The sequence below is a fragment of the Rhodanobacteraceae bacterium genome (assembly GCA_024234055.1).
In the GTDB taxonomy this organism is placed as follows: domain Bacteria; phylum Pseudomonadota; class Gammaproteobacteria; order Xanthomonadales; family SZUA-5; genus JADKFD01.
This window is the reverse complement of the sequence record JACKOW010000019.1, coordinates 22,847-45,843: the sequence shown is the minus strand read 5'-3', so window position 1 is coordinate 45,843 and position 22,997 is coordinate 22,847. Positions and strand designations below refer to the sequence as shown.

Sequence of the window (22,997 nt, the reverse complement as noted above, 5' to 3'; positions counted from 1 at the left end):
GGCCTGTCGGACTTTCCTCGCGAGTGCGCCGGACCGCGCGAACAGGCAGCTGACCGATGACCTCAGACAGGGTGGGTGAATTGCGACGAATCGGATATTGTGCGAACACTCGGTTCAGATTGGGTAAACCCTACCACCCCGAGTAGCCCCGCTGATCGACTTGCTGGAGACCGAGAATGAATCAATCGAACACGGCGCGTGCTCGCGCCCGACATCTGCCGCGCAAGCGCAGTCTGGCACTGGCCCTGTCGGCCGTGCTGACCCAGGGAGCGCTGCTTGCCACTGCCCCGGCGATGGCCCAAGCCGTCGACGAGGCGGCACAGCTGGACACCATCACCGTCACCGCCACCCGCCGCGCTGCCAGCGTGCAGGACGTGCCGATCAACATCACTGCACTGTCCGGTGACACCCTGAGCGAAGAGGGCGTCGGCAGCCTGGCCGAGCTCGGCCGCACCGTGCCGGGCTTGTATGTGCTCGATCAGGGCGGTCGCTCCAGCAACCAGATCATCGTGCGCGGCCTCAACGCCGATCCGGTCGCCGCGTCCGAAGCACTGGGCAATGGCGGCGGTGGCACGGTCGCCACCTATGTCGGTGAAATTCCGCTGTATGTGGACCTGCGCCTGAACGACATGGAACGCGTCGAAGTGCTGCTCGGGCCCCAGGGCACGCTCTACGGCGCCGGCACGCTCGGCGGCGCCATTCGCTATATCCCCAAGCGCCCCACCTTCGATGGCAGGGAGCTGCAGCTTCGCGGCAGCGGTTATGGCCTGAGCGAGAGCGATGGCGTCGGCTATACCAGTGGTTTCACCGCCAATCTGCCGCTGTCCGATACCTTCGCGCTGCGCGCCAGTGTCGACTATCTGGATGATCCCGGCTTCATCGACTACAACTATCTGGTGCGCGAACCCGGTGTCTCCACCCCCAATCCGGATTTCAGCGACCCGGCCGATGTGGCCGCCAACCTGCGTCGCAAGAAGGATGCCGACTTCCAGCAGACCCTGAGCGGACGCGTGGGTCTGCGCTGGCAGCCCAGCGATGCCATCGATGCCAACCTGACCTACTACTATCAGGATCAGGAAGTCGGCGGCCGCACCCAGAATCACCGCGTTGCCTTCGGCACCGGACGCTATGAATCGGCGCATCGCTATGAAGAGCCGAACGATCGCACCAATGACCTGGCCGCACTGGAAATCACGGCAGATCTCGGCTTTGCCGAACTGACCAGCGCCACCGGCTATTCCACCTATGACGAGCGCGGCCAGCGCGACCAGACCGATCTGCTGATCACGCTGGAATACAGCTACGAAGCCTTCCCCAGCTTCAGCGCCTTCACCCGCGAGGATCAGAACGAAGACACCTTCAATCAGGAGCTGCGCCTGGTCTCCACCGACGACGGCCCGCTGAACTGGATCGTCGGCGCCTTCTACAATCGCCTCAATTCCTATTCGGCCAGTCGCGAATTCACGCCCGGATACCCCGAGTACCTCGGTGGCAACCGACCGGACAACCTCGAGTACTTCTCGGTCAACAAGACCAAGCTGGAGGAGCAGGCGATCTACGGCGAAGTCGGCTACGAGTTCACCGACCAGTGGCAGGTCACCGTGGGCGCGCGCTGGTACGACTACAAGCTGAAGACCCAGGACGCCATCGATCTGCCGCTGTTCAACTCGATCTTCGGCGATGCCGGCCCCAACGACATCAACCTGGACTTCGAGAACGGCGGCCAGTCTGACACCGGCTCGCTGTTCAAGATCAACACCTCCTACCAGTTCACCCCGGATCTGCTGGGCTACGCCACCATCAGCGAGGGCTACCGCATCGGCAATTCCAATGGTGTGGCCCCGTGTCCAGACCCGCTGCCCTCCAACCAGATCGCCTGCGCGCTGCCCGACGAGTTGCAGTACTTCCCGGACAAGACCACCAACTACGAGCTCGGCATCCGCAGCCAGTGGCTGGATCGCCGGCTGACCCTGAATGGCGCGGTCTATTACATCAAGTGGGAAGACCCGCAGCTGGCCGGCACCACCGACAACGCGGCGCTGCCGATCACGCTCAACGGCAAGGGCGCCGAGAGTCGTGGCCTGGAGCTGTCCTTCGATGCCCTGCTCAGCGATCAGCTGACTCTGCGCGGCAGCGTGGCCTTCACCAATGCCGAACTCAGCAAGGATGCGCCGGCCCTGCTCAACACCATCGTGCCCCCGGTTTCAGCCCGCGCATCGACATCGACGGCCGCGCCGGCGATCGCCTGCCCGGCTCGCCGGAACGTCAGGGCAATCTGGTGCTGAGCTATGACACCACGGTCATGGACAACTGGGATCTGCGCCTGAACTACGGCGTCTCGGCGATCGGCAACATCCTGACCCGCACCGGCAACCGCGCCGACGGCGAGAAGCTCGGGGGATTCTCGGTGCACAACGCCTCGGCCATCGTGAAGACGGGTCAGTGGACGCTGCAGCTGTACGCCGAGAACCTGTGGAACAAGTACGCCGTGACCGGCGTGCGCTCCTCGCGCCCCTATGTGCAGACCGTCAGCGACGAGAACGGCGATCCTGTGGTGGTGCGCCGCTACTATCAGGACGTGCTCAGGCCGCGTGAGTTTGGTCTGCGGGTCACATACGACTTCGAGCTGTAATCGAGGTCACGCGATTGCCTTCGGGAGGCGATCGCGGACAAAGTCCGCTCCCACAGGGGTGCAAGCGTCCTGTGGGAGCGCATTCATGCGCGATCCGGGGCTGGACATGACGAGCGCCCACATCCGTGCCCCCTGAGCAGAACGTCAAGCTGCGGCAAGCCGAACAGGCGCTGGCCGCCCGCGACTACCGGCGCCTGCACACGCTCTGTACCGAGGTGCTGCAGCGCAATCCGCGCTCGGCCCAGGCCCTGTTCCTGCTGGCGCTGCTGGCGGCCGAGCATCAGAACCACGCCAAGGCCGTCGAGGTGCTCGATCGGGCACTGTCGCTGGCGCCGGATCGAGCCGATTACCACGCCCAGAAGGGCCGCTGCCTGCTGGCCCTGAGTCGACCGCGCGAGGCGCTGGAAGCGGCGCGGCTGGGCATGCAGGCCAGGGTCGACGGCGCCTGGACCTGGGACACGCTGGGCGTGGTCCTGACCCGCGCCGGCGCCCATGCCGAAGCGGTGCCGGCCTTCAGACGGGCAGTCGAACTGGAGCCGGGCAAACCCGCCTATTTCTACAATCTCGGCGCCGCCCTGCAGTTCATCGGCGAGTTCGGCGATGCCGAAACGGCTTATCGTTCGGCGCTGGCACTGGATCCGGAACAGCCGCGGGTCTGGTCCGCGTTGGCTCAATTGCGCAAAGCCCCCTTCAGCGAGGCCGAGGTCGAGTGGCTGAGGCAGCGCATCGCCCAGTCAACGACCGACGCCGACGCGCAGCTGCACTGGTGCCATGCGCTTGCCAAGCAGCGCGAGGATCAAGGCAATCAGTCCGAGGCTTGGGGGCTGCTGGGCCTGGGCAAGGCGGCCAAGCGCGCCAGCCTGGACTATCGATTCGCTGATGACGCCCGGCTGTTCGAGCGCGTCACCGAGGTCTGCACCCGCCCCTTCTGCGAGGCCGGCGGTGGCCACGCCAGCGATGAACCGATCTTCATCGTCGGCATGCCGCGCACCGGCACCACGCTGGTCGAACGCATCCTCTCCAGCCATCCCCAGGTCTACGCGGCCGGTGAGCTCAGCCATTTCTCGCTGGCGCTCAAGCGCGTGAGCCGCACCCACGGCGCCCGTGTGCTCGACGCTGACACTCTGGCGGCCGCTGCCGATGTCGATCTGGCCGAAGTCGGCCGCATGTACCTGGACAGCACCCGGCCGCGCACCGGGCACACACCGCGCTTCATCGACAAGATGCCGCTGAACTTCTTCTATGCCGGGATCATCCGCAGAGCCTTGCCGGGCGCCCGCATCCTCTGTCTGAAACGGCATCCGCTGGACGCCATCGTCAGCAACTACCGGCAACTGTTTGCCACCGGCTTTGCCTACTACAACTACGCCTACGATCTACTCGACACCGCCCGCTACTGGCAGGCCTTCGACGGCCTGTGCCGGCACTGGTCGCAAACCCTGGGCGAGGCCTGGCTCGAAGTCCGCTACGAGCAGGTGGTGGACGATCTGGAGGCCCAGGCGCGACGGATCCTGGCGCACTGCGGTTTGCCCTGGGATCCGACCGTGCTCGAGTTTCACCGCAATCAGGCGCCGGTGGCCACCGCCAGTTCGGTGCAGGTGCGCCAGCCGCTGTATCGCAGTTCAGTGGCACGCTGGCGGCGACTGGAGGCGGAACTGGCGCCGGTGATCGAGATGCTGGGTGCGGACGCCGACCTTGGCTAGCCCGCATTTCTCACACCTGTTGCGGAGGATCGCGCAGGGCTTTGCGACTAGCGCAAGGCGCGACGACGAGGAATGGTGATTCCATTGCGAGGAGGAGCAACGCAGCGATAGTCGCAAAGAACCAGCGAGGTCCGCAAAGCGGGCAGATGCAGCCAAACACTCTGTGACTGGTGCGTGCCTCGGAATCGCCTTGAACCACTAGGAAATTGGGGGCATCTGCTCGCGCAGGTGTGAGAAATGCGGGCTAGCGCTGCCATCGCGAAAACCGTGAACCGGAGCCGATCTGCAACCAGGAGCAGGACGCAGAGAACGCAGAGGAAAAGCAGAGAGAAAGAGCCGGAACAGTCCTGAATCAGCTTTTCTCTGCGTTCTCAGCGATTCTCTGCGTTCTCCGCGTTGAGAATCTTGCTCGCTCGCTGCCATTCCGGGCGGGCCATGCCGGCGCCGGCCGTGGTGCGGGGTCGCTGGCACCTATCCCTGTCTCTGTGTGCTCTCTGCCTTTCCGGTGTGTGCTCAGTGTCCCGCTTCTGGGCGCACTCCTCCGCAGTGTCCGACTTCACGGCGACACCGGTCGCGGCCATGGGCTGCCCATCAGCATGGCGCCAGAAACACAAAACCCGCCTTGCGGCGGGTCTTGGCTGTCGTTCTGCAGGGCGCGACGACTCTCATCTCTTATGCGTTGCCGCAAGGGCAAGGCAGGCGCCGCACTTACTTGATCTTGTATTCCTTGTAGGCCACATGCTTGCGGGCTACCGGATCGTACTTCTTGAATTCCAGCTTGTTGGGCGTGGTCTTCTTGTTCTTGGTGGTGGTGTAGAAGTGGCCGGTATTGGCCGTCGACACCAGCTTGATCTTGTCACGCATGACTGAAGCTCCTGATCAGACCTTTTCGCCGCGGGCGCGCAAATCGGCGATGACTGCCTCAATGCCGTTCTTGTCGATCGTACGCAGAGCCGCCATCGACAGGCGCAGACGCACGAAACGGTTTTCGCCAGCGACCCAGAAACGGTGCCACTGCAGATTCGGCAAGTAGCGACGACGCGTCTTGTTGTTCGCGTGCGATACGTTGTTGCCCGCCAGGGGGCGCTTCCCGGTAATTGCACATACGCGCGCCATGGTTCACCTCGTCCAAGTTGAGCTTCGCCCCGGCGGGGCGACAAAGAGCCGTGCTTTATAGCGGATCACGCCTGCGATATCAAGTGCAGGTGCCACCGCAGCCTGCCGGGCACCGTCGGTCCGGCTTCAGCGGACGCGCATGATGCCACGGTCGGCACCGAGAAATCTGAACGAGCACCGGCCCACTGCCCGGATCGGGCAGCAGGCCATGACTGATCGGCGCAGGGTACGGGCGTCGCCCAGTCTCAGCTCTCGGTCTTCTTGCCGAACAGCTTGGAGACGCCGGCGGCAAGCAGAACGAAGGCGCCGATCACCAACTTCTTGCCCGCAATCAGCAGGGCAAGCAGCTTCGACAGCAGACCGGTCTTGGCAGCGATGCCGCCGGCCACCAAGGCTGCCAGACCGTACTCAGCGACATGGTCGGTGTTCGGGTTGAAGTCGGCATAACGAGCTCCCTGGTTGAAATCCACGGCGCCCAGGGCCTCACTCATCCCCGGCTTGATCGCAGACAGCTGGCTGATGCCGGCGATGGCACGCATGGTCAACACGCCGCTGCGACCGAGGACGCGCACGTCATAGTTCAGGGTGTGCTCGGATGCACCATCCACGCTCAGCTCCTTGGCCCAGTGCATCTTGTGGGTGCCGCTGTCATAGCGCGGCGATTCGGCCCAGCCGACGATTTCGATGGCCGGATAGCCCTGGCGCTTGCGCTCGGGATTGCTGTCCCTGGCGCCTTCCTGCATGTCCTCGAGCAATTCCTGGTAGTCAATGTCCTTGGCGTCTTCATCGGACACATAGCCGTCGTTGTCGTACTGCAACACGATGGCCCAGGAGTTATCGGGATCAGCCAGACTGGTCGCCACCGGCACCAGCATGCCCAGCGATTGACTGCCGGGAGGATTGCCCCACAGTTCGGTCAAGACGCGCTCGGCGTCGGCGGCATCCAGATAGCGAAAACTGGGCGGCAGCTTCAGCGTCGCCCGTGCCGAGGACAAGGCAATCTCGCCGTCCTGGAAGCGCAATGAATCAACAAAAGCTTGCGCCGGGTCGTCCGCCGCCTCAGGGGCTTCCTGGGCGCAGACCAGCGGCGACAGCACAAGGGCAAACATCAGGGCAAAAACGCGCATATGCGTACTCCGGGCGGGATTGAGGTGTCGGGTCTGGGGCCCAACCCCGCAGACGCCGCAAATGTAGTTGAAAGGTGAAGAAAATGTAACTCCCTGGGACATGCCAGGCATGAAGTTCCCCACCTGCGCGGCGTCAACGCCTGAATCTTCGGCGATTCCTCCAACCGCGGTGTCCACCAAAGTCGAATTGTGGCGATGTGCCGCTGGCCACAAGCTGCACCTGACGCGATGGCGTGGTCGTCGCGCAACCGTTCAGCGAGGGGAGGAATTGCTCATGGCAGCGGGAACTGAGCGCGCATTGGCCTATTGGCGCGCAAACATCAAGCTGATGGCGGTGTTGCTGGCCATCTGGTTCGTGGTTTCGTTCGGATTCGGAATCCTGTTCGTGGATGCGCTGAACAACATCCGCTTCTTCGGATTCAAGCTCGGATTCTTCTTCGCCCAGCAGGGCGCCATCTATGTGTTCGTCATCCTGATCTTCGCCTACGGCAAGATCATGAATGCCTACGAGCGCAAGTACGACGTACACGAGGACTGACAGCCATGAGCGTTCAAACCTGGACCTACATCATGGTCGGCCTGACCTTCGCGCTGTACATCGGCATTGCCTTCTGGGCGCGCGTCGGCTCGACCAAGGACTTCTACGTCGCCGGCGGCGGCGTGCATCCGATCGCCAATGGCATGGCCACCGCTGCCGACTGGATGAGCGCAGCCTCGTTCATCTCGATGGCCGGCCTGATCTCTTTCATGGGTTATGACGGCGCCGTCTACCTGCTCGGCTGGACCGGCGGCTATGTGCTGCTGGCCTTGCTGCTGGCGCCTTACTTGCGCAAGTTCGGCAAGTTCACCGTGCCCGATTTTGTCGGTGATCGCTACTACTCCGACGCCGCCCGTCTGGTGGCCGTGGTCTGTGCCGTGTTCATCTCCTTCACCTATGTAGCCGGTCAGATGCGTGGCGTTGGCATTGTCTTCAGCCGCTTCCTGGAAGTGGACATCACCACCGGCGTCATTCTCGGCATGTGCATCGTGTTCTTCTACGCGGTGGTCGGCGGTATGAAGGGCATCACCTACACCCAGGTGGCGCAGTACTGCGTATTGATCTTCGCGTATCTGGTGCCGGCGATCTTCATTTCGATTCTGGTCACCGGTCACTTCCTGCCGCAGCTCGGATTTGGCGGCACCGTCAGCGACGGCAGTGGCATGTATCTGCTCGACAAGCTCGATGGACTGAGCACGCAACTCGGCTTCGCGCCCTACACCGATGGCAGCAAATCGATGATCGACGTGTTCTGCATCACGCTGGCGCTGATGGTCGGCACCGCCGGTCTGCCACACGTGATCGTGCGCTTCTTCACCGTGCCCAAGGTCAAGGATGCCCGCACCAGTGCCGGCTGGGCGCTGCTGTTCATCTCCTTCCTGTACCTGACCGCGCCAGCAGTGGCCGCCTTTGCCCGCGTCAACATGATCGAGACCATCAACGGCAAGGACATGCAGGGCACCGAGTACGTCAACTCGCCGCAATGGATCAAGAGCTGGGAAAAGACCGGCCTGATCAAGTGGGAGGACAAGAACGGTGACGGCCGCATGTTCTACGCCAAGGACGAGCGCAACGAGATGACCATCGACCGCGACATCATGGTGCTGGCCAATCCGGAGATTGCGCAGCTGCCGGCCTGGGTGATCGCGCTGATCGCGGCCGGCGCACTGGCGGCGGCGCTGTCGACAGCAGCCGGCCTGCTCATGGTGATTTCCTCCGCCGTTTCGCACGATCTGCTGAAAAAGGTGGTGCTGCCCAATATCACCGAAAAACAGGAGTTGTTGTACGCCCGTATCGGCGCCGCTGGCGCAGTGATCGTGGCTGGGCTCCTCGGCATCTATCCACCGGGATTCGTCGCTGAGGTCGTGGCTTTTGCCTTCGGCCTGGCGGCGGCATCGTTCTTCCCGATCATCATCATGGGTGTGTTCAACAAGCGCATGAACAAGGAGGGGGCAATCGCCGGCATGGTCGCCGGACTGGTCTTCACCATGGGCTACATCCTTTACTTCAAGGGGGTGTTCATCACGCCGCTGGCCGAGAACAAGCCGGAGAACTGGCTGTTCGGCATCTCGCCGGAGGGCATCGGTTCGGTCGGCATGGTGATCAACTTCGTGGTCGCCTGGGCGGTGTCGAAGATGACCGCCGCGCCGCCAGCACATGTGCAGCAACTCGTTGAGGAAATCCGGGTGCCGCGCGGAGCCGGCGCCGCCAGCGCCCACTGAGGTCTGCAAGGGGCGGCGCTGATGCGCCGCCCCTTTTATCTACTGTAGGAGCGACCTCGCGTCGCGACCCGCACCGCCACGAAAAACGAACCACGATCGCGCCGCAAGGGCGCTCCTACCAAAGCCGGCAGCTGATACCCAAGCTCATTCATGCCACCATCCCGGCGTGCCGACCTGAAGCCCAGCCATGACCGATACCGCCGTCCAGGTTGAACTCGACACCACGCTGCCGCCCTTCGATCTGCTGCCTGAGGCCGCCCGTGCGCAACTGCGCGCTGCGGTCGATCTGCATTATCTGGCACCGGGCGACTGCCTGCTGGAAGCCGGTCAGCCCTCCGAGAAGGTCTACGTGATTCTCAAGGGACGGGTGCAGGCAGTGCAGATCCGGGCCGAGGTCGAGCAGCATTTTGCCGACTACGGCCCGGGTGATGTGCTGGGGGCACTGGCGGTGATCATGGGCCGCGCCCGCTACCGCTACGTGGCGCTGGAAGACACCTTGTGCCACGTCATCGCGGCCACCGAATTCAAGGCACTGATCGAAGCCCATCCGCGCTTTGCTGCCTGGTTTCATGCCGGACTCAGCGCCAAGCGCAAACTGCTGGCCGAGCAGCAGGCGCCGGAGGAACTCGGTCGGCTGATGCTGACCCGGGCCGGGCAAGCACAGCTGGCGCCAGCGCTGTTCGTCGATCCCGCCACCTCTCTGGCCGAATGCGTGCGGCTGATGCGCTCACGGCATGTCAGCTGCCTGCTGGTGGGTGAGCGCGGCGATCCGGCCATCGCCACCCGCACCGATATCCTCTACGCGCTGGCCCTGGCCGGTGCCGGTCCCGATGCACCGGTAGGGCCACTGGCGCGCAAGCCGCTGATCGCGGTCGAGGCCCACGCCGTGCTGTTTCAGGCGCTGGTGCGCATGACCCGCCATCGCGTGGAGCGTGTGGTCGTGCGCGAGGAGGGTCGCATTCTCGGCACCCTGGGTCTGACCGAAGTGCTCAGTCATTACTCCAGCCACTCGCACCTGATCGGCATGCGCCTGGAGCGGGCCGAGAGCATCGAGGAGATTGCCGAGGCCGGGCGCGGCCTGACCGAACTGGTGGCCACGCTGCACGCGCAGGGTGCCAAGATGAGCTATCTGATGGAACTGGTCAGCGCGCTCAATTCGCGGCTGATGGCCAGGGTCTTCGAACAACTGCTGCCGCGCGAGTTGCATTCGAAGGTGTGCCTGCTGGTGCTGGGCAGTGAGGGCCGCAGCGAACAACTGCTGAAGACCGATCAGGACAATGCCCTGATCCTGGCCGATGATCTGGAATGGCCGGGTCTGGAGGATTTCGCGGCACAGTTCTCCGCCGCCCTCGCCCAGCTCGGTTATCCGCCCTGCCCGGGCAAGGTCATGGTCAACAATCCGAAATGGCGGCTGCCGCAGCAGGCCTGGCGCGAACGCCTGATCCGGGCCGCCGATGACTACGATTCGAATGCCATGCTGGAACTGGCGATCACCGTCGACGCCCGACCCATTGCCGGAAACGCCAGGCTGTTCGAGCCCGTGGCCGAGCAGATCCACAGTCTGGGCCGCAATGACGCGCTGATGCGCCAGTTCGCGGCACCGGCGTTGAATTTCCATACGCCGTTGACGCTGTTCGGCAAGGTCAAGACCGATGAGCATGGTCTGGACATCAAGAAGGGCGGCATCTTTCCGATCGTGCAGGGGCTGCGCGCACTGGCCCTGAAATCCGGCATTGCCGAGACCAACAGCTTTCGCCGCGCCGAGCTGTTGGTCGACGCCGGGGTGCTCCACCCCAGCGATGCCAGCGACGTCCAGCAGGCCCTGAGCGTGTTCATGCGTCTGCGCCTGGGCGATCAGCTGCGGCGCCTGCGCCAGGGTCAGGCCATCGACAATCACATCGACGTGCGCGCACTGCGCACGCTTGATCGCGAACTGCTGCGCGACGCGCTGCGCATCGTCAACCAGTTCAAGGACAGCCTCAGCGAGCGCTTCAAGCTGAGCGGACTGTGATCCCCAGCGAGACCCGGGGCTGAAGCTGCCAGACCTGGATGGCATGCGCCCGACCGGTCACACCAGCACGACGATCTTGCCCACGGCTTGGTTTTCCTCCATGCACCGATGCGCCTCGACGATCTCATCCAGAGAGAAAGTCCTGCCGATCTGCGGCGAGAACGCTCCCGCTTCGATCAGTTCCACGAATTCCTGCAGCGGCGTGCGCATGAAGTCCTCCGATCCACCGGAATAGGTCGTCAGATTCACCGCCGTGGGAATCGCGCTCATGGGACTGAATTCCGCAAAGGACCAGCGGTTGCCGACCATGCCGGTCATGCAGACCACGCCACCGGCCCGGGTCGACTGCAGCGAGTCGAGCAGCGTGCTGGTCCCGATCAATTCGAGCACCTTGTTCACGCCGCAGGGGAAGATCTCCCTCACCTGCGGGGCGAGTTCGCCGTTATCGATGAAAACCTGATCGGCCCCATTCTTCCGCAGCGCGCCCTCTCGCGCCGGATTGCGCGTGGTCACCGCCACCACAGCACCGTGGCGCTTCGCCAGCGCGGCAGCGGCGAGCCCGACGGAGGTTGTGCCGCCGCGAATCAGCAGGGTTTCGCCCTGTTGGAGTCGGAGCGATTTGAACAGGGAGCCCCAGGCCGTCTGCAGCATCTCCGGGATCGCGCCCAGCACCTCCCAGGACAGTCTGGTCTCCAGCTTCTGCACCTGCGCCGCCGGCACCCGCGTGTATTCCGCATAACCGCCATCGAAGGCGCGACCCAATCCGCCCATCGCCGTGACCACGACGTCGCCGGGCTCGAATTCTCCGCCCGGTGCCGCCTCCACCAGCCCGGTCGCTTCGATGCCGAGTACACGCGGAAACTGCACATTCGGCGAGTGACCCTGGCGCGTGAACAGCTCCGAGCGGTTCAGGCCGAAGGCCTTGACCCGGATCAGCACGTCTCCCCGCCCGGGTGTCGGCACCGGAAGGCGCTCCAGCTTGAGCACCTCGGGCCCGCCGGCCTCACGGATGACTACGGCTTTCATGGTGCGTACCATCAGTGCATGCCCCTTGTTTTCGAGAGCATCCTCTCCAGACTCAGTTCCGGCGCCCCGGTTTTCGCCAGCAGCAGCAGGCCGCCCGCCATCGCCACATTCTTCAGGAACATGATCTGCTGAATCTGATCGCCGAAGTCCCGATGAAACACCATGGCCGCGACCAGACAGAAGCCGGACAGCAGGAGGGCAGCGTAGCGAGTGCCGAATCCGACCAGCAAGGCCGCTCCGGCACCGAGCTCGAAGGCAATGGTTGGCACCAGCAGCGCCGCCGGCACACCGTAAGCCTCCATATAACCCCGAGTCAGGTCAAAGGCGCTGAGCTTGCCAAGCCCGGAGAGGATGAAGATCGCCGACATCGCCACTCGCGCAGGCAGATCGGCCCATTGGATGATTTTCTCGAACATGGTCGTTCCCCCTGGCCTGGACTATTGCCGCGGCGGATTGGTGGTGGAAAAGATGTAGCGTGCGATCTGCCACTCGCCAGCCGGAGACTTGTGCAACAGGAACAGCTCCTGGTTGGCCTCAGGTGCGCGCTCGCCGTTGGCGTGGACGCTGACGAAACCCTCTGAACGCGTGCGCGCAAAAGCCCAGGTCGGCGCCAGCTGCACCACTTCGTCGACCGTGAACGCGATCTCCAGCGAAATCGCATTGAACACGCCCTCATAGGCAGATCGAACCGCGTCCTTGCCCACGCTGGGGAGGCTGTGTTGCGGCATGAACACGCCATCTTCTGCATACAGCGACAACACCGACTCCACGTCGGCCTGGTTCAAGGCTGATTCGTAACGGGAAAGCACGGTTTCGATTGCGGCGCGGTCGCCCGCCGGAAACTCGGCGGCAAAGCCCGCCGAGACGCTGGCCACACCCGCGACCAGCAATGCCGAGGTCAAGAAACGGGTCATCGGATATCTCCTTCGGTTGCGGTCAAATCGCCGCGATGAAAAAGTAGAACTTTTCTACCGAAGGGATTAGTAGGAGACTCCGGGAAAGATTATCCCGTCTTTGGGAAAGTGCATGACAGATCTGAACGCCTTGCTGGTTTTCGCCCGAGTGGCCGAGGCGAAGAGCTTCTCTGAAGCGGCGCGGCGCCTGAACATGCCGATCTCCACCGTGTCGAGAAAGGTGGCAGACCTCGAAGACGCACTGGGTGTGCGCCTGCTCGAACGCTCGACACGAAGGCTCAGGCTGACGGACATCGGCGAAGAAATTCTGGTCGAGGCCCAACGGGGTGTTGAGCTCGACGAGGCAGTGGACAGCATCGTTTCCAATCAGCTGTCGGAGGTGCGTGGCCTGTTGCGCCTCTCAGCCCCGCCCAGTATCGGCGACAGCCTGTTGGCCCCGATCATCACCGCATTTCAGTCCTCGTATCCTGGCGTCCGGGTCCACGTCCTGGTCACCGACCGCTTCGTCGACCATATTTCGGAAGGCATCGATCTTGCGTTCAGGGTGGGCAAGCTCAAGGACTCGTCGCTGGTCGCAAAGACGCTGCTCAGCTACCGGCGGCAACTGGTCGCCAGTCCCGAGTACCTCTCCAGAAATCCCCCGCCGAAAAAACCAGGTGAGCTCGGACGGCACCGGTTGTTGGCCTTTTCCTTCAGCAGCGATGAGCGCAGCTGGTCCTTCAGTCGGGGCAAACGCAAGGAAACGGTCAAGTACCTTCCCTTACTTGCCATGAATGACTACGCCGGACTGGCAGAAGCACTGCTGTCCGGCAGCGGTATTGGCGATCTGCCACCCATCGTGCGGCCCGAACTGCTCAGGGCAGGACGCCTGGTAGAGGTCATGCCAGACTGGCGTCTCGCACCGGAAACGCTGTCGATGATCCACCTCAGCAACCGCCACATTCCGAAGGTGCTCAGGCTGTTCAAGGAGTTTGCGGTGCAGATGGCGCCAGCGATCTTTCCAGACCTGCCGGTCTGATCAGGCACGGTCGGGCGTGACCCAAACCCGCCATCCCTGACCAGGAAACCGCCCCGAATCGGGGCGGTTTCCGTGCCGCTGGTGGCGACGCTTCAGCGCACCGGGCGCAACCGCGCCATCGGCACCTCGGCAGCCTGGGCAGACCAGTCCAGGCTCAGCCCGCGGGCCTGATCGAGGTCGCTCCAGGCAGAGACCGTCCATCGTCCTGGGGCATCGATCTGCACCAGCCGCGCCTGGGCCACGCCGCCGAAGCTACGGGTCTGGACGACGATCAGACTGTCCTCAACCTGGAAGCGAATGACTTCGGTCGGATGCACGCTCACGGCCAGACCGCGTAGCTCATCCAGCGGCAGCGCCAGTCCGGACCATGCGCCATTCCGACTGACACCGAGCTTGATCATCTCCGGTGCCGGTGGCGGGGCGTCCTCGAAGCCGTTGGCGAACAACAGGATCACCGTGGTCACGGTAGAGCTGTTGTTGCCGGGGTCCGGATCGGTCGTACTGCCGGTGCCGCGACGGTGGCCGTGTTGCTGATCGAGACCGGCAGCGGCAACACGATGTTCGCGGTCACCGAGAAGCTGACACTGCCACCCACCGGCAGATTCACCAGCTGACTGATGTTGCCGCTGCCGCTGACAGCGCAGCTGCCACCGAGCAGACCGCTGCAAGTCCAGGTTGCTCCACTGAGCTGAGCCGGGAAGGTGTCGGTCACGGTGGCGCCGGTGACGGCACTGGGGCCGGCATTGGCCGCGGTGATCGTGTACTGAATCATCCCCGACGAGATCAGCCCTTCGTTGACGGTCTGAACGATCGACAGATCAGCGCTCAACACTCCCGTACCTGACAGCGCGATCGTGCCGCTACCCGGTGCGGCAGTGGTGACGGTCAGCGTCTGGTTGGCCGCGCCTGCTGCGCTTGGTGCGAAGGTGTAGGTCAGCGTGCAGTTGGCACCGGCCGCGATCGTGATCGGCACTGCGCTGCACGTTCCACCGAGGCGAGCAAAAGGCGCAGCCGCAGCCGTCAATGCAGTCACATCCAGTGATGCGTTGCCGGTATTGGCCAGGGTGACGGTGCTGGCCGCGCTGGTCGTGCCCACGTTCTGGTTGCCGAAGGCGATCGAGGTTGGGGTAATTGTCAGATTGCCCTGCACGCCAGTACCGCCGAGCGTGATCGTGCCGCTGCCCGGCGCGTTCGCGGTGACCGTCAGGGTTTGGTTAGCAGCACCCGTGGCTGTCGGCGTGAAGGTGTAGTTGAGACTGCAATTGGTGCCGGCTGCAATCGTGATCGGCACCGCACCGCAGGTACCACCGGCCAGGGCAAAGGGCGCAGCGGCTGCGGTCAGCGCGGTCACGTTGAGCGCCACCGTGCCGGTGTTGGCCAGGGTCACGGTGCTGGCAGCGCTGGTGGTGCCAACCGTCTGATTGCCGAAGGCCAATGCCGTGGGCGTGATGGTCAACGCACCCTGGGTGCCGGTGCCGTTCAGCACCAGCGACACCGGGCCACCCCCGCTGTTGGTGATCACGATACCGAGCGAAGCCGGACCGGCGGCCGTCGGGCTGAAGGTGTACCATTTTGCGCGGAGCTACCGCTGGTCGGCTTTGTGCCGCGGTATCCCGAGCTCGCGCTAGGCCGCATTTCTCACACCTGTTGCGGAGGATCGCGCAGGGCTTTGCGACTAGCGCAAGGCGCGACGACGAGGAATGGTGATTCCATTGCGAGGAGGAGCAACGCAGCGATAGTCGCAAAGAACCAGCGAGGTCCGCAAAGCGGGCAGATGCAGCCAAACACTGTGTGACGGGCGCGTGCCTCGGAATCGTCTTGTGCCACTAGAAGATTGGGGGCATCTGCTCGCGCAGGTGTGAGAAATGCGGGCTAGAGACCGCGCAGAAAACGCCGCAACTGCGGCAGGTTGCGACGGCTCACTTCGAGGTTTTCCGGGCGCCCGCGCAGCCGTAGCGTGGTCTCGCCCGAGGGCAGTTTGCCGAGGGCTTCGATGCGCTCGCGCGCCACCAGGCAGTTGCGGTGCACGCGCACGAAGCGCTCGCCGAATTCCTCTTCCAGCGAGACCAGCGAGTCCTCGATCAGCACCTCGCCGCCGTCGTAATGGACCTCGACGTACTTGGCATCGGCCAGGAAATAGGCGACGGCACTGATCGGTATCAGCTTCATCTCGCCCCGCACCCGGGCGCAGATATGGCTGCGGTGTCGTCCGCCGCCGCCCTCGCCGGCTGCCGCGCTGTTCGGCGTTTCGCCGTTGAAGCGCCGCACCCGCTCCAATGCCGCCAGCAGACGCTCTCGACGGATCGGCTTCAACAAGTAGTCCACCGCATCGGCATCAAAGGCCGCGAGGGCGTGTTCGTCGTAGGCGGTGCAGAACACCACCGCTGGAGGCGAAGATCGCAGCGACAGCCGCCTTGCCACTTCCAGGCCATCGATACCGGGCATGCGGATATCGAGCAGAACCAGATCAGGGTCGTGACGATCGACCGCCACCAGCGCCGCCTGGCCATCGGCGGCTTCGCCTACCAGTTCCACCCCATCCACGCCCGCCAACAGGCTCGCCATACGGCGCCGGGCCAGCGGTTCGTCGTCTACGATGAGCACTTTCATGTGCGGCTCTCGCGTGACGTGGTCAAGGGCAGGATCACGGTAACTGCATAGTATCCACCCGGCTGCTCCAGTGCCAGACTCGCCGCACCACGATATGCGTAATGCAAACGCTGACGCACGTTTTCCTGGGCCATGCCGTGGCCTTTGGCGGCGCTGGCCGGAACGCTCTCGGCCTTGTCTGGCAGCGGATTCTGGATACGGATCTCCAGATCTTGCCCTTTGATGCGCGCCGCAATGCTCACCAGCCCGCCCTGCGGCAGCGGCTGAACGCCATGGTAGACGGCGTTCTCGACCAGCGGCTGCAACAGCAGCGGCGGCACCTTCAGATCGGCCGGTGCCGCATCCACGTCCCACTGCACCTGCAGACGCTCGCCCAGGCGCAGCTGCTCGATCGCCAAGTAATGTCGACAGAGTTCAAATTCCCGCTGCAGCGAATGCTCGGCGGCGCCGGCATTCAGTGCCGCCCGGAACAGCTCGGACAGATCCTCGATCATCTGTTCGGCCAGATCGGCGTCCACCCGCACCAGTCCGGCGATGGTGTTCATGCTGTTGAACAAGAAGTGCGGGCGGATACGCGCCGTGAGCGCTTCGACCTCCACCCGAGCCTGCGCTTCTACCTGTCGCCGCCATTGAAGGTGCACATAGGAGTAGCGCAAACCCAGCAGTGCCATCAGCAAGGCGACCGCGGCAATGCCAGGCGCAAAATGATCCAGTGTCTGGGTCGATGCCATCAGACCGAAGCTGAGCGCACGGTCGACGATGAACGCCAACCAGGCCATGCAGTAGGTGGTCGTCAGCAGCAGACCCAGCATGAGCGTCAGGGCCACGCCTGCGGGCATGCGCAACAGATGGCGTCGGAACAAGCACAGCAGGGCCACATTGCAGAGCGCGATCCACTGGGCGAGCACGGTTCCGGTGGTGAGGGCCGCCCACCAGTCGGTACCTGCGGAGCCCGGCGCAAGGACAGCAATGATGACCACGATCTGTGCCAGCAGCATCGCCGAGTAGACGGTGGCTGCCTGACAGAACTCAGGCAGCCAGACGTCCGTGGCCGGCAACTGCAATGCGCTGAGGTAGCGGCGCCAGCTCATGAACTGCGCTCAGGGCTGGGCCAGATAGGCCTTGCGCAGCGCTTCCACCCGCTTGCGATTGACGCCAAGGTCGGAATAGCCGACGCGTGAGCCGGACCGCACCTGAATCTGGCCGGCGGCGTCATCGAAGCGCAGTTCGATGTCATCGATGAAGCGGAACAGACCACTGATCTGCAGGGCATGCCAGTAATCGCCCTGACGACGCTTGATCTCGGTGCGCGGCAAGCTGGCCAAGGCCTGGACCATGGCGGCTTCGCTGGCGGTGCGGTCACCCCGATAGGGCAAGGGCTCGATGGCGTGATTGGCGTCTGCGCCTTCGCTGCTGACACAATTGGGACTGGCCGGGCACGGCCGGAGCTTGCCGGCCACCAGATCCAGCGTGGGCGGCGAACTTCGCGACAGATAGCTGCGGGTGGCGAACAATCCGATCACCAGCAGAATCACGGCGAGCACAATCAAAACAGCTATTTTCATGAGGGTGTTTTCCTGGTCAGCCGCTTGCGATCATGCGCCGATAGGCTGCGGGCGTCACGGTGGGCGCTAGGGCACGGGGGCGGGAGGGCACGAGGGCGGGAGGGCACGAGGGCGGGAGGGCACGAGGGCGGGAGGGCACGATGGCACGAGGGCGGGAGGGCTCGGGGCTCGGGCGTGATTTTGACGGTGGTGGCGACAATGTCGAAATTTGATCTGATTGAATGATGCTGAATTCGGAGATTTGGGTTCGACCTGCACCCGACCCCGGCCATGCCGAGCTCTGGTGGTTTCGCCTTCCCGCCGCAGTGAAGCGCTCGGGTGCGCTGGCGCGCTCACGCTGGGCCTGGACCCAGGTGCGCCGGCGGCTGGCCGAATACGCCGGGCTGGCCGAACACGAACTCCAGATCCGGCGCAGCGCCAACGGCAAACCGCAGGCGCCGCAGCTGGATCTGGCGTTCAGCCTGTCCCATGACGACGAGGCTGCGGTGCTGGCGGTGGCGGCGGTCGAGCAATTGGGCGTGGACCTGATCGGCGACCGGCCCTTCGCCAATCCGCAAGGTCTGGCGCGCAAGCTCTACGGCGACCTTGAGTACGCCTGCTGGAGTCGCAGCGCACCGGCACAGCAGTTGCAGCAATTGCGCACCCGTTTCTGTTGCACCGAGGCCGTGGTCAAGGCGCTGGACTGGCGCCTGTGGCCGGCGCTGGGCGCCATCCATTTTCTGCGTCAGGGGCAACTGGCCCGGGTGCCGATCAAACGCGCCCAACTGCATCTGATCGATGGACGCCGCGGTCCGCTCAGCTACGCCCTGGCCAGCGAATCGCCGCTGGCCGCGGTCATTCACCGGGACCCTGCCGCCTCAGGCCCGCGCGTGCCTGCAGGGCGCAGTAGATCAGTCCCACGCTGACCGCATCGCCCAATGCCGTGTGCCGGCCCATCAGTGGCAAGCCGACCTTGGCGGCAATCGTTTCCAAGCGCAGATCCTGGTCGGGGTGGCCTTCACGTACCGGCAGGCTGCGCCGGTAGCGCTCGGCCAGCTCGACGCTGCGGTTGGGCAATGCAAAGCCGTGGCGTCGTCGGGTCTCCCGACTCAGCAGTCCACGGTCAAAGGCGATGAAGTAACCCAGGATGGGCCGATTGCCCAGCCACAGCAGAAACTCGTCGATCACCTCATCGAGTCCCTCGCCCTGCGCCGATTCACCCGGCAGAATGCGGTGTACGCGGATGGAATCGATGCCGAAATCGCCACGACCTCGTACGCTGCGGACAAAGCGCCGTGACAGGCGCACGCCATGGGCATCCACCGGCACGGCGGCAACACTGAGAATCTCGGCCTGCGCCGGGTCCAGTGAGGTGGTTTCGAGATCCAGCGACACCACTTCGCCACCTGCGCAGGGCTCGAACAGCGGCAGAAAGCGTGGGTCACGCAGCCGACGGCGATCCAGAAATCGGGTCAGCGCCGAGAACACTCACACCACCCCGGCGGGCTAGATGACGATGCGGTTGCGGCCAGCGTCCTTGGCCGCCTTGAGCTTCTGCTCTGCCGCTTCGAGCGTGGCGGCTGCAGTCTTGAACTCCGGGGTCCAGAGTACGGCACCGATGCTGACGCTGGCGCTGCGGCTTTCGCCCTGGATGAAGAACTCGACATTGGCGATGGCCGAGCGCACTGCGTTGAGCAGTTTCTCGGCCTCTTCCATGCCCGTTTCCGGCAACAACGCGGCGAACTCCTCGCCGCCGAAACGGCAGAGCAGATCCTCTTCGCGCAGCCCGGCCTTGAGTGCCCGCGCCACCTGCTTGAGCACATCGTCGCCAGCGGCCTTGCCCCATTCGCGGTTGATTCTGGAGAGCTCGTCGACGTCGAGCAGGGCCAGCACGAACTCGCGGCCGCGACGCACGCTGCGGGCGATCTCCTGCTCCAGCGACTGCTCGAACACGCGCCGCTGCGACAAACCGGTCAGCTGATCGTGAGTGACCAGATCGAAGAACTCGCTCTGCGCGGCGTGATCGACATCCTTCTCCTGGGTGAACTGCACCACGGTGCCACCGACGGTGATGAAATCGCCGTCCTTGAGTCGCGCTTCCACCACCGGCCGATCATTCAGATAGGTCTTGTTGGTGGAATTCAGATCGCGCACCCAGAACCCGGAGTTGTCACGCCAGACGCGGCAGTGCAAACGCGAAATGGCCCGATTGAGCAGACGGAAATCGCAGTCGGCCGAGCGACCCATCGTCACCGGCACATCACCCAGCTTCAACCTGCGCCCCTGGCTTTCGCCCTGGGTCACAGTGAGAAAGGCACTCTGCTTGGTGGCGATCGCCTCGGCCAGCTTGGCCAGACTGCCACGCTGTGTGGTCAAGGTATCGAATTCGCGTTCCGCCATGGGCCGATCACACTCGGGGGCGATTCCTATAGAACGTCATTGTAGTCCGCCAAGGGACATGCACGGCAAGCGAACTTAGGTATCGCGTGATCGACAGGTGCTTGGCCGATCAGGCAAAGCGCCGGCTGCGCGTCTGCAGAACAGGCGCCTGAAGGTCCGATCGGCGGCCGATCAGGCGCTGGCAACAATCCTGCAGATCAGCCAGTACCGCCGCTGCAGTGACGCGCACACCGGCACCTGAACCCGAAATCACGATGGGCGTCGGTGCCTGGAATTCGCTGTTCAGGACCACTCGGTTCTCGGTGCCGCGCGCCGAGGCCAGCGGATCGCTCTGCGGCAACCTGACCAGTGCCACCGAAGCGCCCTCGGCCGGGCTCCAGCGGGCGCGATAAACCCAGCGTTCACCGGCGCGCGCGGCCGCCTGCATCTGCGCCGCCCAGGTGTCTTCGTGTTCGACCAGCGCCTGCTGCCATGGAATCTGCTCTGCGAGCGTCAGCAAGTGCGACAGCCGGATGTGCTCCGGCTCAATGGCCATACCCGCTTCACGCAGCACGATGGCGAGTTTGCGTCGCACATCGGCACCCGATAGATCGGCTCGCGGATCGGGCTCGGCCAGTCCCTGTTGCACCGCCTCGGTCAGCGCCTGGTGCAGGCTGGCGCCATCCTGAGTGCGGGTCAGCACATGGCCGAGCGTACCCGAGAGACCGGCATCGATGGACAGCAAGGAATCCCCCGCCGCCCGCAGCCTGCGTATCGTCGACAGGATTGGCAGGCCGGCACCGACGGTTGCAGACCAGCCGGCGGACGTCGTTCTGGCGGCTACACTCAGACGCGTGTAATCGGCCTGCGAGCCCGAGAAGGCGATCTTGTTGGGGGTGACCACGGCCACGCCAGCCTCCAGCAGTTCGCCAGTGCGCGCGGCGATCTGGGCACTCGCGGTGCAGTCGACCAGGACCGCCGGCCGTGAGCCATCGAGCAACTGGTCGATGATCGTATCGGCATGTCCCCCGTGTTGCGCACGGAGGCGCTCGCCGGCCAGTCCTGGCGGCAAGCCTTCCGATTGCCAGACTGCGGCACGTGAGTTGGCCACCGCCACCAGCCGCAATGGCAGATCTACCTGTGTAGAGGCCAGCAGCTGCAGCAGATCGGCCCCCACCCTGCCGGTGGCGCCGATCAGCGCCAGCGCGATCTCGCCCTGATCATCCGCCCGTTTGCTGCGGGCGACCTTCGGCCAGCTGGCCAGCACCGACTCGACCACCGGCTCGTCTCGGAACGCAGCCAGCGCCGGGTCCAAGCGCTCGGCATCCACCAGAAATCCGTCATGGCCGTAAGCCGTGGCGAATCCCAGCAGCCGACCTTGCGGCAGCGCCCGCGCCAGACGTTCCTGTTCGCTCGGGTAATAGAGCTGATCCGAATCCAGTGCCACCACCAGCGCGGGTTGCTGGATTCTTGCCAGTGCCGCCTCGGCCGTGGTGCCCGCCGCGAAATCGAAGCGATTCATGGCCTCGGTCAGCCGCAGATAGCTCAGTGCATCGAAGCGCCGCACCAGTTTCTGGCCCTGATGATCGAGATAGGACAGCACCTGGAAATATCCGTCCTCGCGACGCTCGCGACCGAAGCGCTGGTCCAGCTCGCCCGCCGAGCGATAGGTCAGATGACCGAGCTGCCGTGCCAGCGCCAGCCCCTCCGCCGGCGGATCATCCGGCGGGTAGTCGCCGCCCTTGAACTTCGGATCCCTGCGGATGAATTCGCACTGCAAACGGGCTTGCGCCAGCGCCTGCGGCGGCTGTCGCCAGCTGGTGGCGATCAGGGCGATGCGCCGCACCCGCACGGGCTCCTGCCGTGCCCACTCCAGCACCTGAAAACCGCCCATCGAGGCGCCGACCACCAGTTGAATACGCCGAATTCCCAGATGATCGGCCAACAACCGCTGATGCTCGACCAGATCAGTCACGCTCAGCTCCGGAAAAGCCGCTCCGTAGCGCTGCCCGCCCTGCGGTTCGAGTGAGCTCGGCCCGGCGCTGCCGTAACAACTGCCAAGCACGTTGGCGCAGACGATGTAATAGCGCGTCGGGTCGAGTGTTCGACCCGGACCGAAGGCTCCCGCCCACCAGCTGGCCACGTCGCTGGATGCGGTCAGCGCATGGCAAACCCAGATCACATTGTCCCCGGCCGCATTGAGCTCACCCCAGGTCTGATAGCCCACCGTGGCCTCGGCCAACATCTCCCCGCTGGCCAGACGCAGCGGCGCGGCGGGAGTCCAGCTTTGCAATGCGGGTGGCAGCGGCAGATTCGAGGTCATGGCGGCTTGGGGGAAGGAGAAAGGGGAATAGGAAAAAGGAAAAAGGAAGAGCGGGTTTACGTCGATGCCGGCGGCAGTAGTTCGAAAAGGCGTCATTGCGACCCCGGACTTGATCCGGGGGAAGCAATCCAGCCCCACAGCTTCAAAGAGCACTGGATTGCTTCGTCGCTTCGCTCCTCTCCATGAACCCATGTCGTCAGTTATTGATTTGCCGTTGTAGGTCACGTTGCTCGCCTAGCGAGCTACGTGACGCATCTCGATGTCACGTAGTCCGCTGACGCGGACAACATGACCTACGTCGGCGAGTTCATGGCCCGGGGGCAGGGATCAGGCAG

The 22,997-nt window shown here is 64.2% G+C and carries 22 protein-coding genes; 8 read left to right on the top strand and 14 right to left on the bottom strand.

Going from position 1 to position 22,997, the window contains the following annotated elements:
* The first annotated feature begins 176 nt into the window (after positions 1 to 176).
* The 3 genes from H7A19_19480 (at position 177) to H7A19_19470 (ending at position 4,335) form a co-directional block, all read left to right on the top strand.
* Positions 177 to 2,285, top strand: a complete 2,109-nt coding sequence (locus tag H7A19_19480; GenBank protein MCP5477016.1) for a TonB-dependent receptor — start codon at positions 177 to 179, stop codon at positions 2,283 to 2,285.
* The gene (locus H7A19_19475; GenBank protein ID MCP5477015.1) at positions 2,279 to 2,632 is read left to right on the top strand and encodes a TonB-dependent receptor; all 354 of its coding nucleotides are present in this window, start codon (positions 2,279 to 2,281) and stop codon (positions 2,630 to 2,632) included. The genes H7A19_19480 and H7A19_19475 overlap by 7 nt, the downstream gene beginning before the upstream one ends.
* Before the next feature lie 125 nt (positions 2,633 to 2,757).
* Positions 2,758 to 4,335: a sulfotransferase gene (locus H7A19_19470; GenBank protein MCP5477014.1), complete on the top strand. Its 1,578-nt coding sequence runs from the start codon at positions 2,758 to 2,760 to the stop codon at positions 4,333 to 4,335.
* A gap of 708 nt (positions 4,336 to 5,043) precedes the next feature.
* On the opposite strand, the gene rpmG is transcribed toward H7A19_19470, so the two are convergent.
* The 3 genes from rpmG to H7A19_19455 form a co-directional block, all read right to left on the bottom strand.
* Positions 5,044 to 5,199 (bottom strand): 50S ribosomal protein L33, encoded by a 156-nt coding sequence (rpmG, locus tag H7A19_19465; protein MCP5477013.1) that lies wholly within the window; start codon positions 5,197 to 5,199, stop codon positions 5,044 to 5,046.
* A 15-nt stretch (positions 5,200 to 5,214) separates the two neighbouring features.
* On the bottom strand, positions 5,215 to 5,451 hold the full coding sequence (gene rpmB / locus H7A19_19460; protein MCP5477012.1) for a 50S ribosomal protein L28: 237 nt from the start codon (positions 5,449 to 5,451) through the stop codon (positions 5,215 to 5,217).
* Positions 5,452 to 5,696: 245 nt separating this feature from the next.
* On the bottom strand, positions 5,697 to 6,578 hold the full coding sequence (locus tag H7A19_19455) for a DUF2167 domain-containing protein (protein MCP5477011.1): 882 nt from the start codon (positions 6,576 to 6,578) through the stop codon (positions 5,697 to 5,699).
* 274 nt (positions 6,579 to 6,852) lie between these two features.
* Here H7A19_19455 and H7A19_19450 point away from each other — a divergent pair, with 274 nt between their 5' ends.
* The 3 genes from H7A19_19450 to H7A19_19440 all read left to right on the top strand — a co-directional run bounded on the left by H7A19_19450 (position 6,853) and on the right by H7A19_19440 (position 10,848).
* Positions 6,853 to 7,116: a DUF4212 domain-containing protein gene (locus H7A19_19450; protein ID MCP5477010.1), complete on the top strand. Its 264-nt coding sequence runs from the start codon at positions 6,853 to 6,855 to the stop codon at positions 7,114 to 7,116.
* A 5-nt stretch (positions 7,117 to 7,121) separates the two neighbouring features.
* Positions 7,122 to 8,837: a cation acetate symporter gene (locus tag H7A19_19445; protein ID MCP5477009.1), complete on the top strand. Its 1,716-nt coding sequence runs from the start codon at positions 7,122 to 7,124 to the stop codon at positions 8,835 to 8,837.
* Between the two features lie 187 nt (positions 8,838 to 9,024).
* A complete protein-coding gene (locus H7A19_19440; protein MCP5477008.1) occupies positions 9,025 to 10,848 on the top strand; it encodes a cyclic nucleotide-binding/CBS domain-containing protein in 1,824 nt (607 codons plus the stop codon).
* A 57-nt stretch (positions 10,849 to 10,905) separates the two neighbouring features.
* Here the strand turns inward: H7A19_19440 and H7A19_19435 are convergent, their stop codons facing one another.
* The 3 genes from H7A19_19435 to H7A19_19425 are packed head-to-tail and all read right to left on the bottom strand — an operon-like array spanning position 10,906 to position 12,788.
* Positions 10,906 to 11,874, bottom strand: a complete 969-nt coding sequence (locus H7A19_19435) for a zinc-binding dehydrogenase (GenBank protein MCP5477007.1) — start codon at positions 11,872 to 11,874, stop codon at positions 10,906 to 10,908.
* A gap of 11 nt (positions 11,875 to 11,885) precedes the next feature.
* Positions 11,886 to 12,290, bottom strand: coding sequence for a DoxX family protein (locus H7A19_19430; GenBank protein MCP5477006.1), 405 nt, complete (start codon positions 12,288 to 12,290; stop codon positions 11,886 to 11,888).
* Positions 12,291 to 12,311: 21 nt separating this feature from the next.
* Positions 12,312 to 12,788: an SgcJ/EcaC family oxidoreductase gene (locus tag H7A19_19425; protein ID MCP5477005.1), complete on the bottom strand. Its 477-nt coding sequence runs from the start codon at positions 12,786 to 12,788 to the stop codon at positions 12,312 to 12,314.
* A 112-nt stretch (positions 12,789 to 12,900) separates the two neighbouring features.
* Between H7A19_19425 and H7A19_19420 the strand changes: the two genes are divergently transcribed.
* The gene (locus H7A19_19420) at positions 12,901 to 13,806 is read left to right on the top strand and encodes a LysR family transcriptional regulator (GenBank protein MCP5477004.1); all 906 of its coding nucleotides are present in this window, start codon (positions 12,901 to 12,903) and stop codon (positions 13,804 to 13,806) included.
* Between the two features lie 92 nt (positions 13,807 to 13,898).
* On the opposite strand, the gene H7A19_19415 is transcribed toward H7A19_19420, so the two are convergent.
* The 5 genes from H7A19_19415 to H7A19_19395 form a co-directional block, all read right to left on the bottom strand.
* On the bottom strand, positions 13,899 to 14,270 hold the full coding sequence (locus H7A19_19415; protein ID MCP5477003.1) for a hypothetical protein: 372 nt from the start codon (positions 14,268 to 14,270) through the stop codon (positions 13,899 to 13,901).
* Positions 14,267 to 15,328, bottom strand: a complete 1,062-nt coding sequence (locus H7A19_19410; protein ID MCP5477002.1) for a choice-of-anchor D domain-containing protein — start codon at positions 15,326 to 15,328, stop codon at positions 14,267 to 14,269. Before H7A19_19410 ends, H7A19_19415 begins: the two co-directional genes overlap by 4 nt.
* Before the next feature lie 350 nt (positions 15,329 to 15,678).
* On the bottom strand, positions 15,679 to 16,416 hold the full coding sequence (locus H7A19_19405; GenBank protein ID MCP5477001.1) for a response regulator transcription factor: 738 nt from the start codon (positions 16,414 to 16,416) through the stop codon (positions 15,679 to 15,681).
* Positions 16,413 to 17,507: a sensor histidine kinase gene (locus tag H7A19_19400; GenBank protein MCP5477000.1), complete on the bottom strand. Its 1,095-nt coding sequence runs from the start codon at positions 17,505 to 17,507 to the stop codon at positions 16,413 to 16,415. Before H7A19_19400 ends, H7A19_19405 begins: the two co-directional genes overlap by 4 nt.
* A gap of 9 nt (positions 17,508 to 17,516) precedes the next feature.
* Positions 17,517 to 17,981, bottom strand: a complete 465-nt coding sequence (locus tag H7A19_19395; protein ID MCP5476999.1) for a DUF1499 domain-containing protein — start codon at positions 17,979 to 17,981, stop codon at positions 17,517 to 17,519.
* A gap of 221 nt (positions 17,982 to 18,202) precedes the next feature.
* Here H7A19_19395 and H7A19_19390 point away from each other — a divergent pair, with 221 nt between their 5' ends.
* The gene (locus H7A19_19390) at positions 18,203 to 18,886 is read left to right on the top strand and encodes a hypothetical protein (protein ID MCP5476998.1); all 684 of its coding nucleotides are present in this window, start codon (positions 18,203 to 18,205) and stop codon (positions 18,884 to 18,886) included.
* Here the strand turns inward: H7A19_19390 and H7A19_19385 are convergent.
* From H7A19_19385 to metX, 3 genes are all read right to left on the bottom strand, one after another.
* Positions 18,816 to 19,448 (bottom strand): 3'-5' exonuclease, encoded by a 633-nt coding sequence (locus H7A19_19385; GenBank protein MCP5476997.1) that lies wholly within the window; start codon positions 19,446 to 19,448, stop codon positions 18,816 to 18,818. The two genes, H7A19_19390 and H7A19_19385, sit on opposite strands and share 71 nt — an antisense overlap.
* Positions 19,449 to 19,466: 18 nt before the next feature.
* The gene (locus H7A19_19380; protein MCP5476996.1) at positions 19,467 to 20,360 is read right to left on the bottom strand and encodes a GGDEF domain-containing protein; all 894 of its coding nucleotides are present in this window, start codon (positions 20,358 to 20,360) and stop codon (positions 19,467 to 19,469) included.
* Between the two features lie 109 nt (positions 20,361 to 20,469).
* Positions 20,470 to 22,662: a homoserine O-acetyltransferase gene (gene metX / locus H7A19_19375; protein MCP5476995.1), complete on the bottom strand. Its 2,193-nt coding sequence runs from the start codon at positions 22,660 to 22,662 to the stop codon at positions 20,470 to 20,472.
* Between the last annotated feature and the right edge of the window lie 335 nt (positions 22,663 to 22,997).

Bases quoted from the DNA above. Each gene is read 5' to 3' on its own strand.
- H7A19_19480 (MCP5477016.1), top strand. From the start codon at position 177: ATGAATCAATCGAACACGGCGCGTGCTCGCGCCCGACATCTGCCGCGC.
- rpmG (MCP5477013.1), bottom strand. From the start codon at position 5,199: ATGCGTGACAAGATCAAGCTGGTGTCGACGGCCAATACCGGCCACTTC.
- rpmB (MCP5477012.1), bottom strand. From the start codon at position 5,451: ATGGCGCGCGTATGTGCAATTACCGGGAAGCGCCCCCTGGCGGGCAAC.
- H7A19_19455 (MCP5477011.1), bottom strand. From the start codon at position 6,578: ATGCGCGTTTTTGCCCTGATGTTTGCCCTTGTGCTGTCGCCGCTGGTC.
- H7A19_19450 (MCP5477010.1), top strand. From the start codon at position 6,853: ATGGCAGCGGGAACTGAGCGCGCATTGGCCTATTGGCGCGCAAACATC.
- H7A19_19445 (MCP5477009.1), top strand. From the start codon at position 7,122: ATGAGCGTTCAAACCTGGACCTACATCATGGTCGGCCTGACCTTCGCG.
- H7A19_19440 (MCP5477008.1), top strand. From the start codon at position 9,025: ATGACCGATACCGCCGTCCAGGTTGAACTCGACACCACGCTGCCGCCC.
- H7A19_19435 (MCP5477007.1), bottom strand. From the start codon at position 11,874: ATGAAAGCCGTAGTCATCCGTGAGGCCGGCGGGCCCGAGGTGCTCAAG.
- H7A19_19430 (MCP5477006.1), bottom strand. From the start codon at position 12,290: ATGTTCGAGAAAATCATCCAATGGGCCGATCTGCCTGCGCGAGTGGCG.
- H7A19_19425 (MCP5477005.1), bottom strand. From the start codon at position 12,788: ATGACCCGTTTCTTGACCTCGGCATTGCTGGTCGCGGGTGTGGCCAGC.
- H7A19_19420 (MCP5477004.1), top strand. From the start codon at position 12,901: ATGACAGATCTGAACGCCTTGCTGGTTTTCGCCCGAGTGGCCGAGGCG.
- H7A19_19405 (MCP5477001.1), bottom strand. From the start codon at position 16,416: ATGAAAGTGCTCATCGTAGACGACGAACCGCTGGCCCGGCGCCGTATG.
- H7A19_19400 (MCP5477000.1), bottom strand. From the start codon at position 17,507: ATGAGCTGGCGCCGCTACCTCAGCGCATTGCAGTTGCCGGCCACGGAC.
- H7A19_19395 (MCP5476999.1), bottom strand. From the start codon at position 17,981: ATGAAAATAGCTGTTTTGATTGTGCTCGCCGTGATTCTGCTGGTGATC.
- H7A19_19390 (MCP5476998.1), top strand. From the start codon at position 18,203: ATGATGCTGAATTCGGAGATTTGGGTTCGACCTGCACCCGACCCCGGC.
- H7A19_19380 (MCP5476996.1), bottom strand. From the start codon at position 20,360: ATGGCGGAACGCGAATTCGATACCTTGACCACACAGCGTGGCAGTCTG.
- metX (MCP5476995.1), bottom strand. From the start codon at position 22,662: ATGACCTCGAATCTGCCGCTGCCACCCGCATTGCAAAGCTGGACTCCC.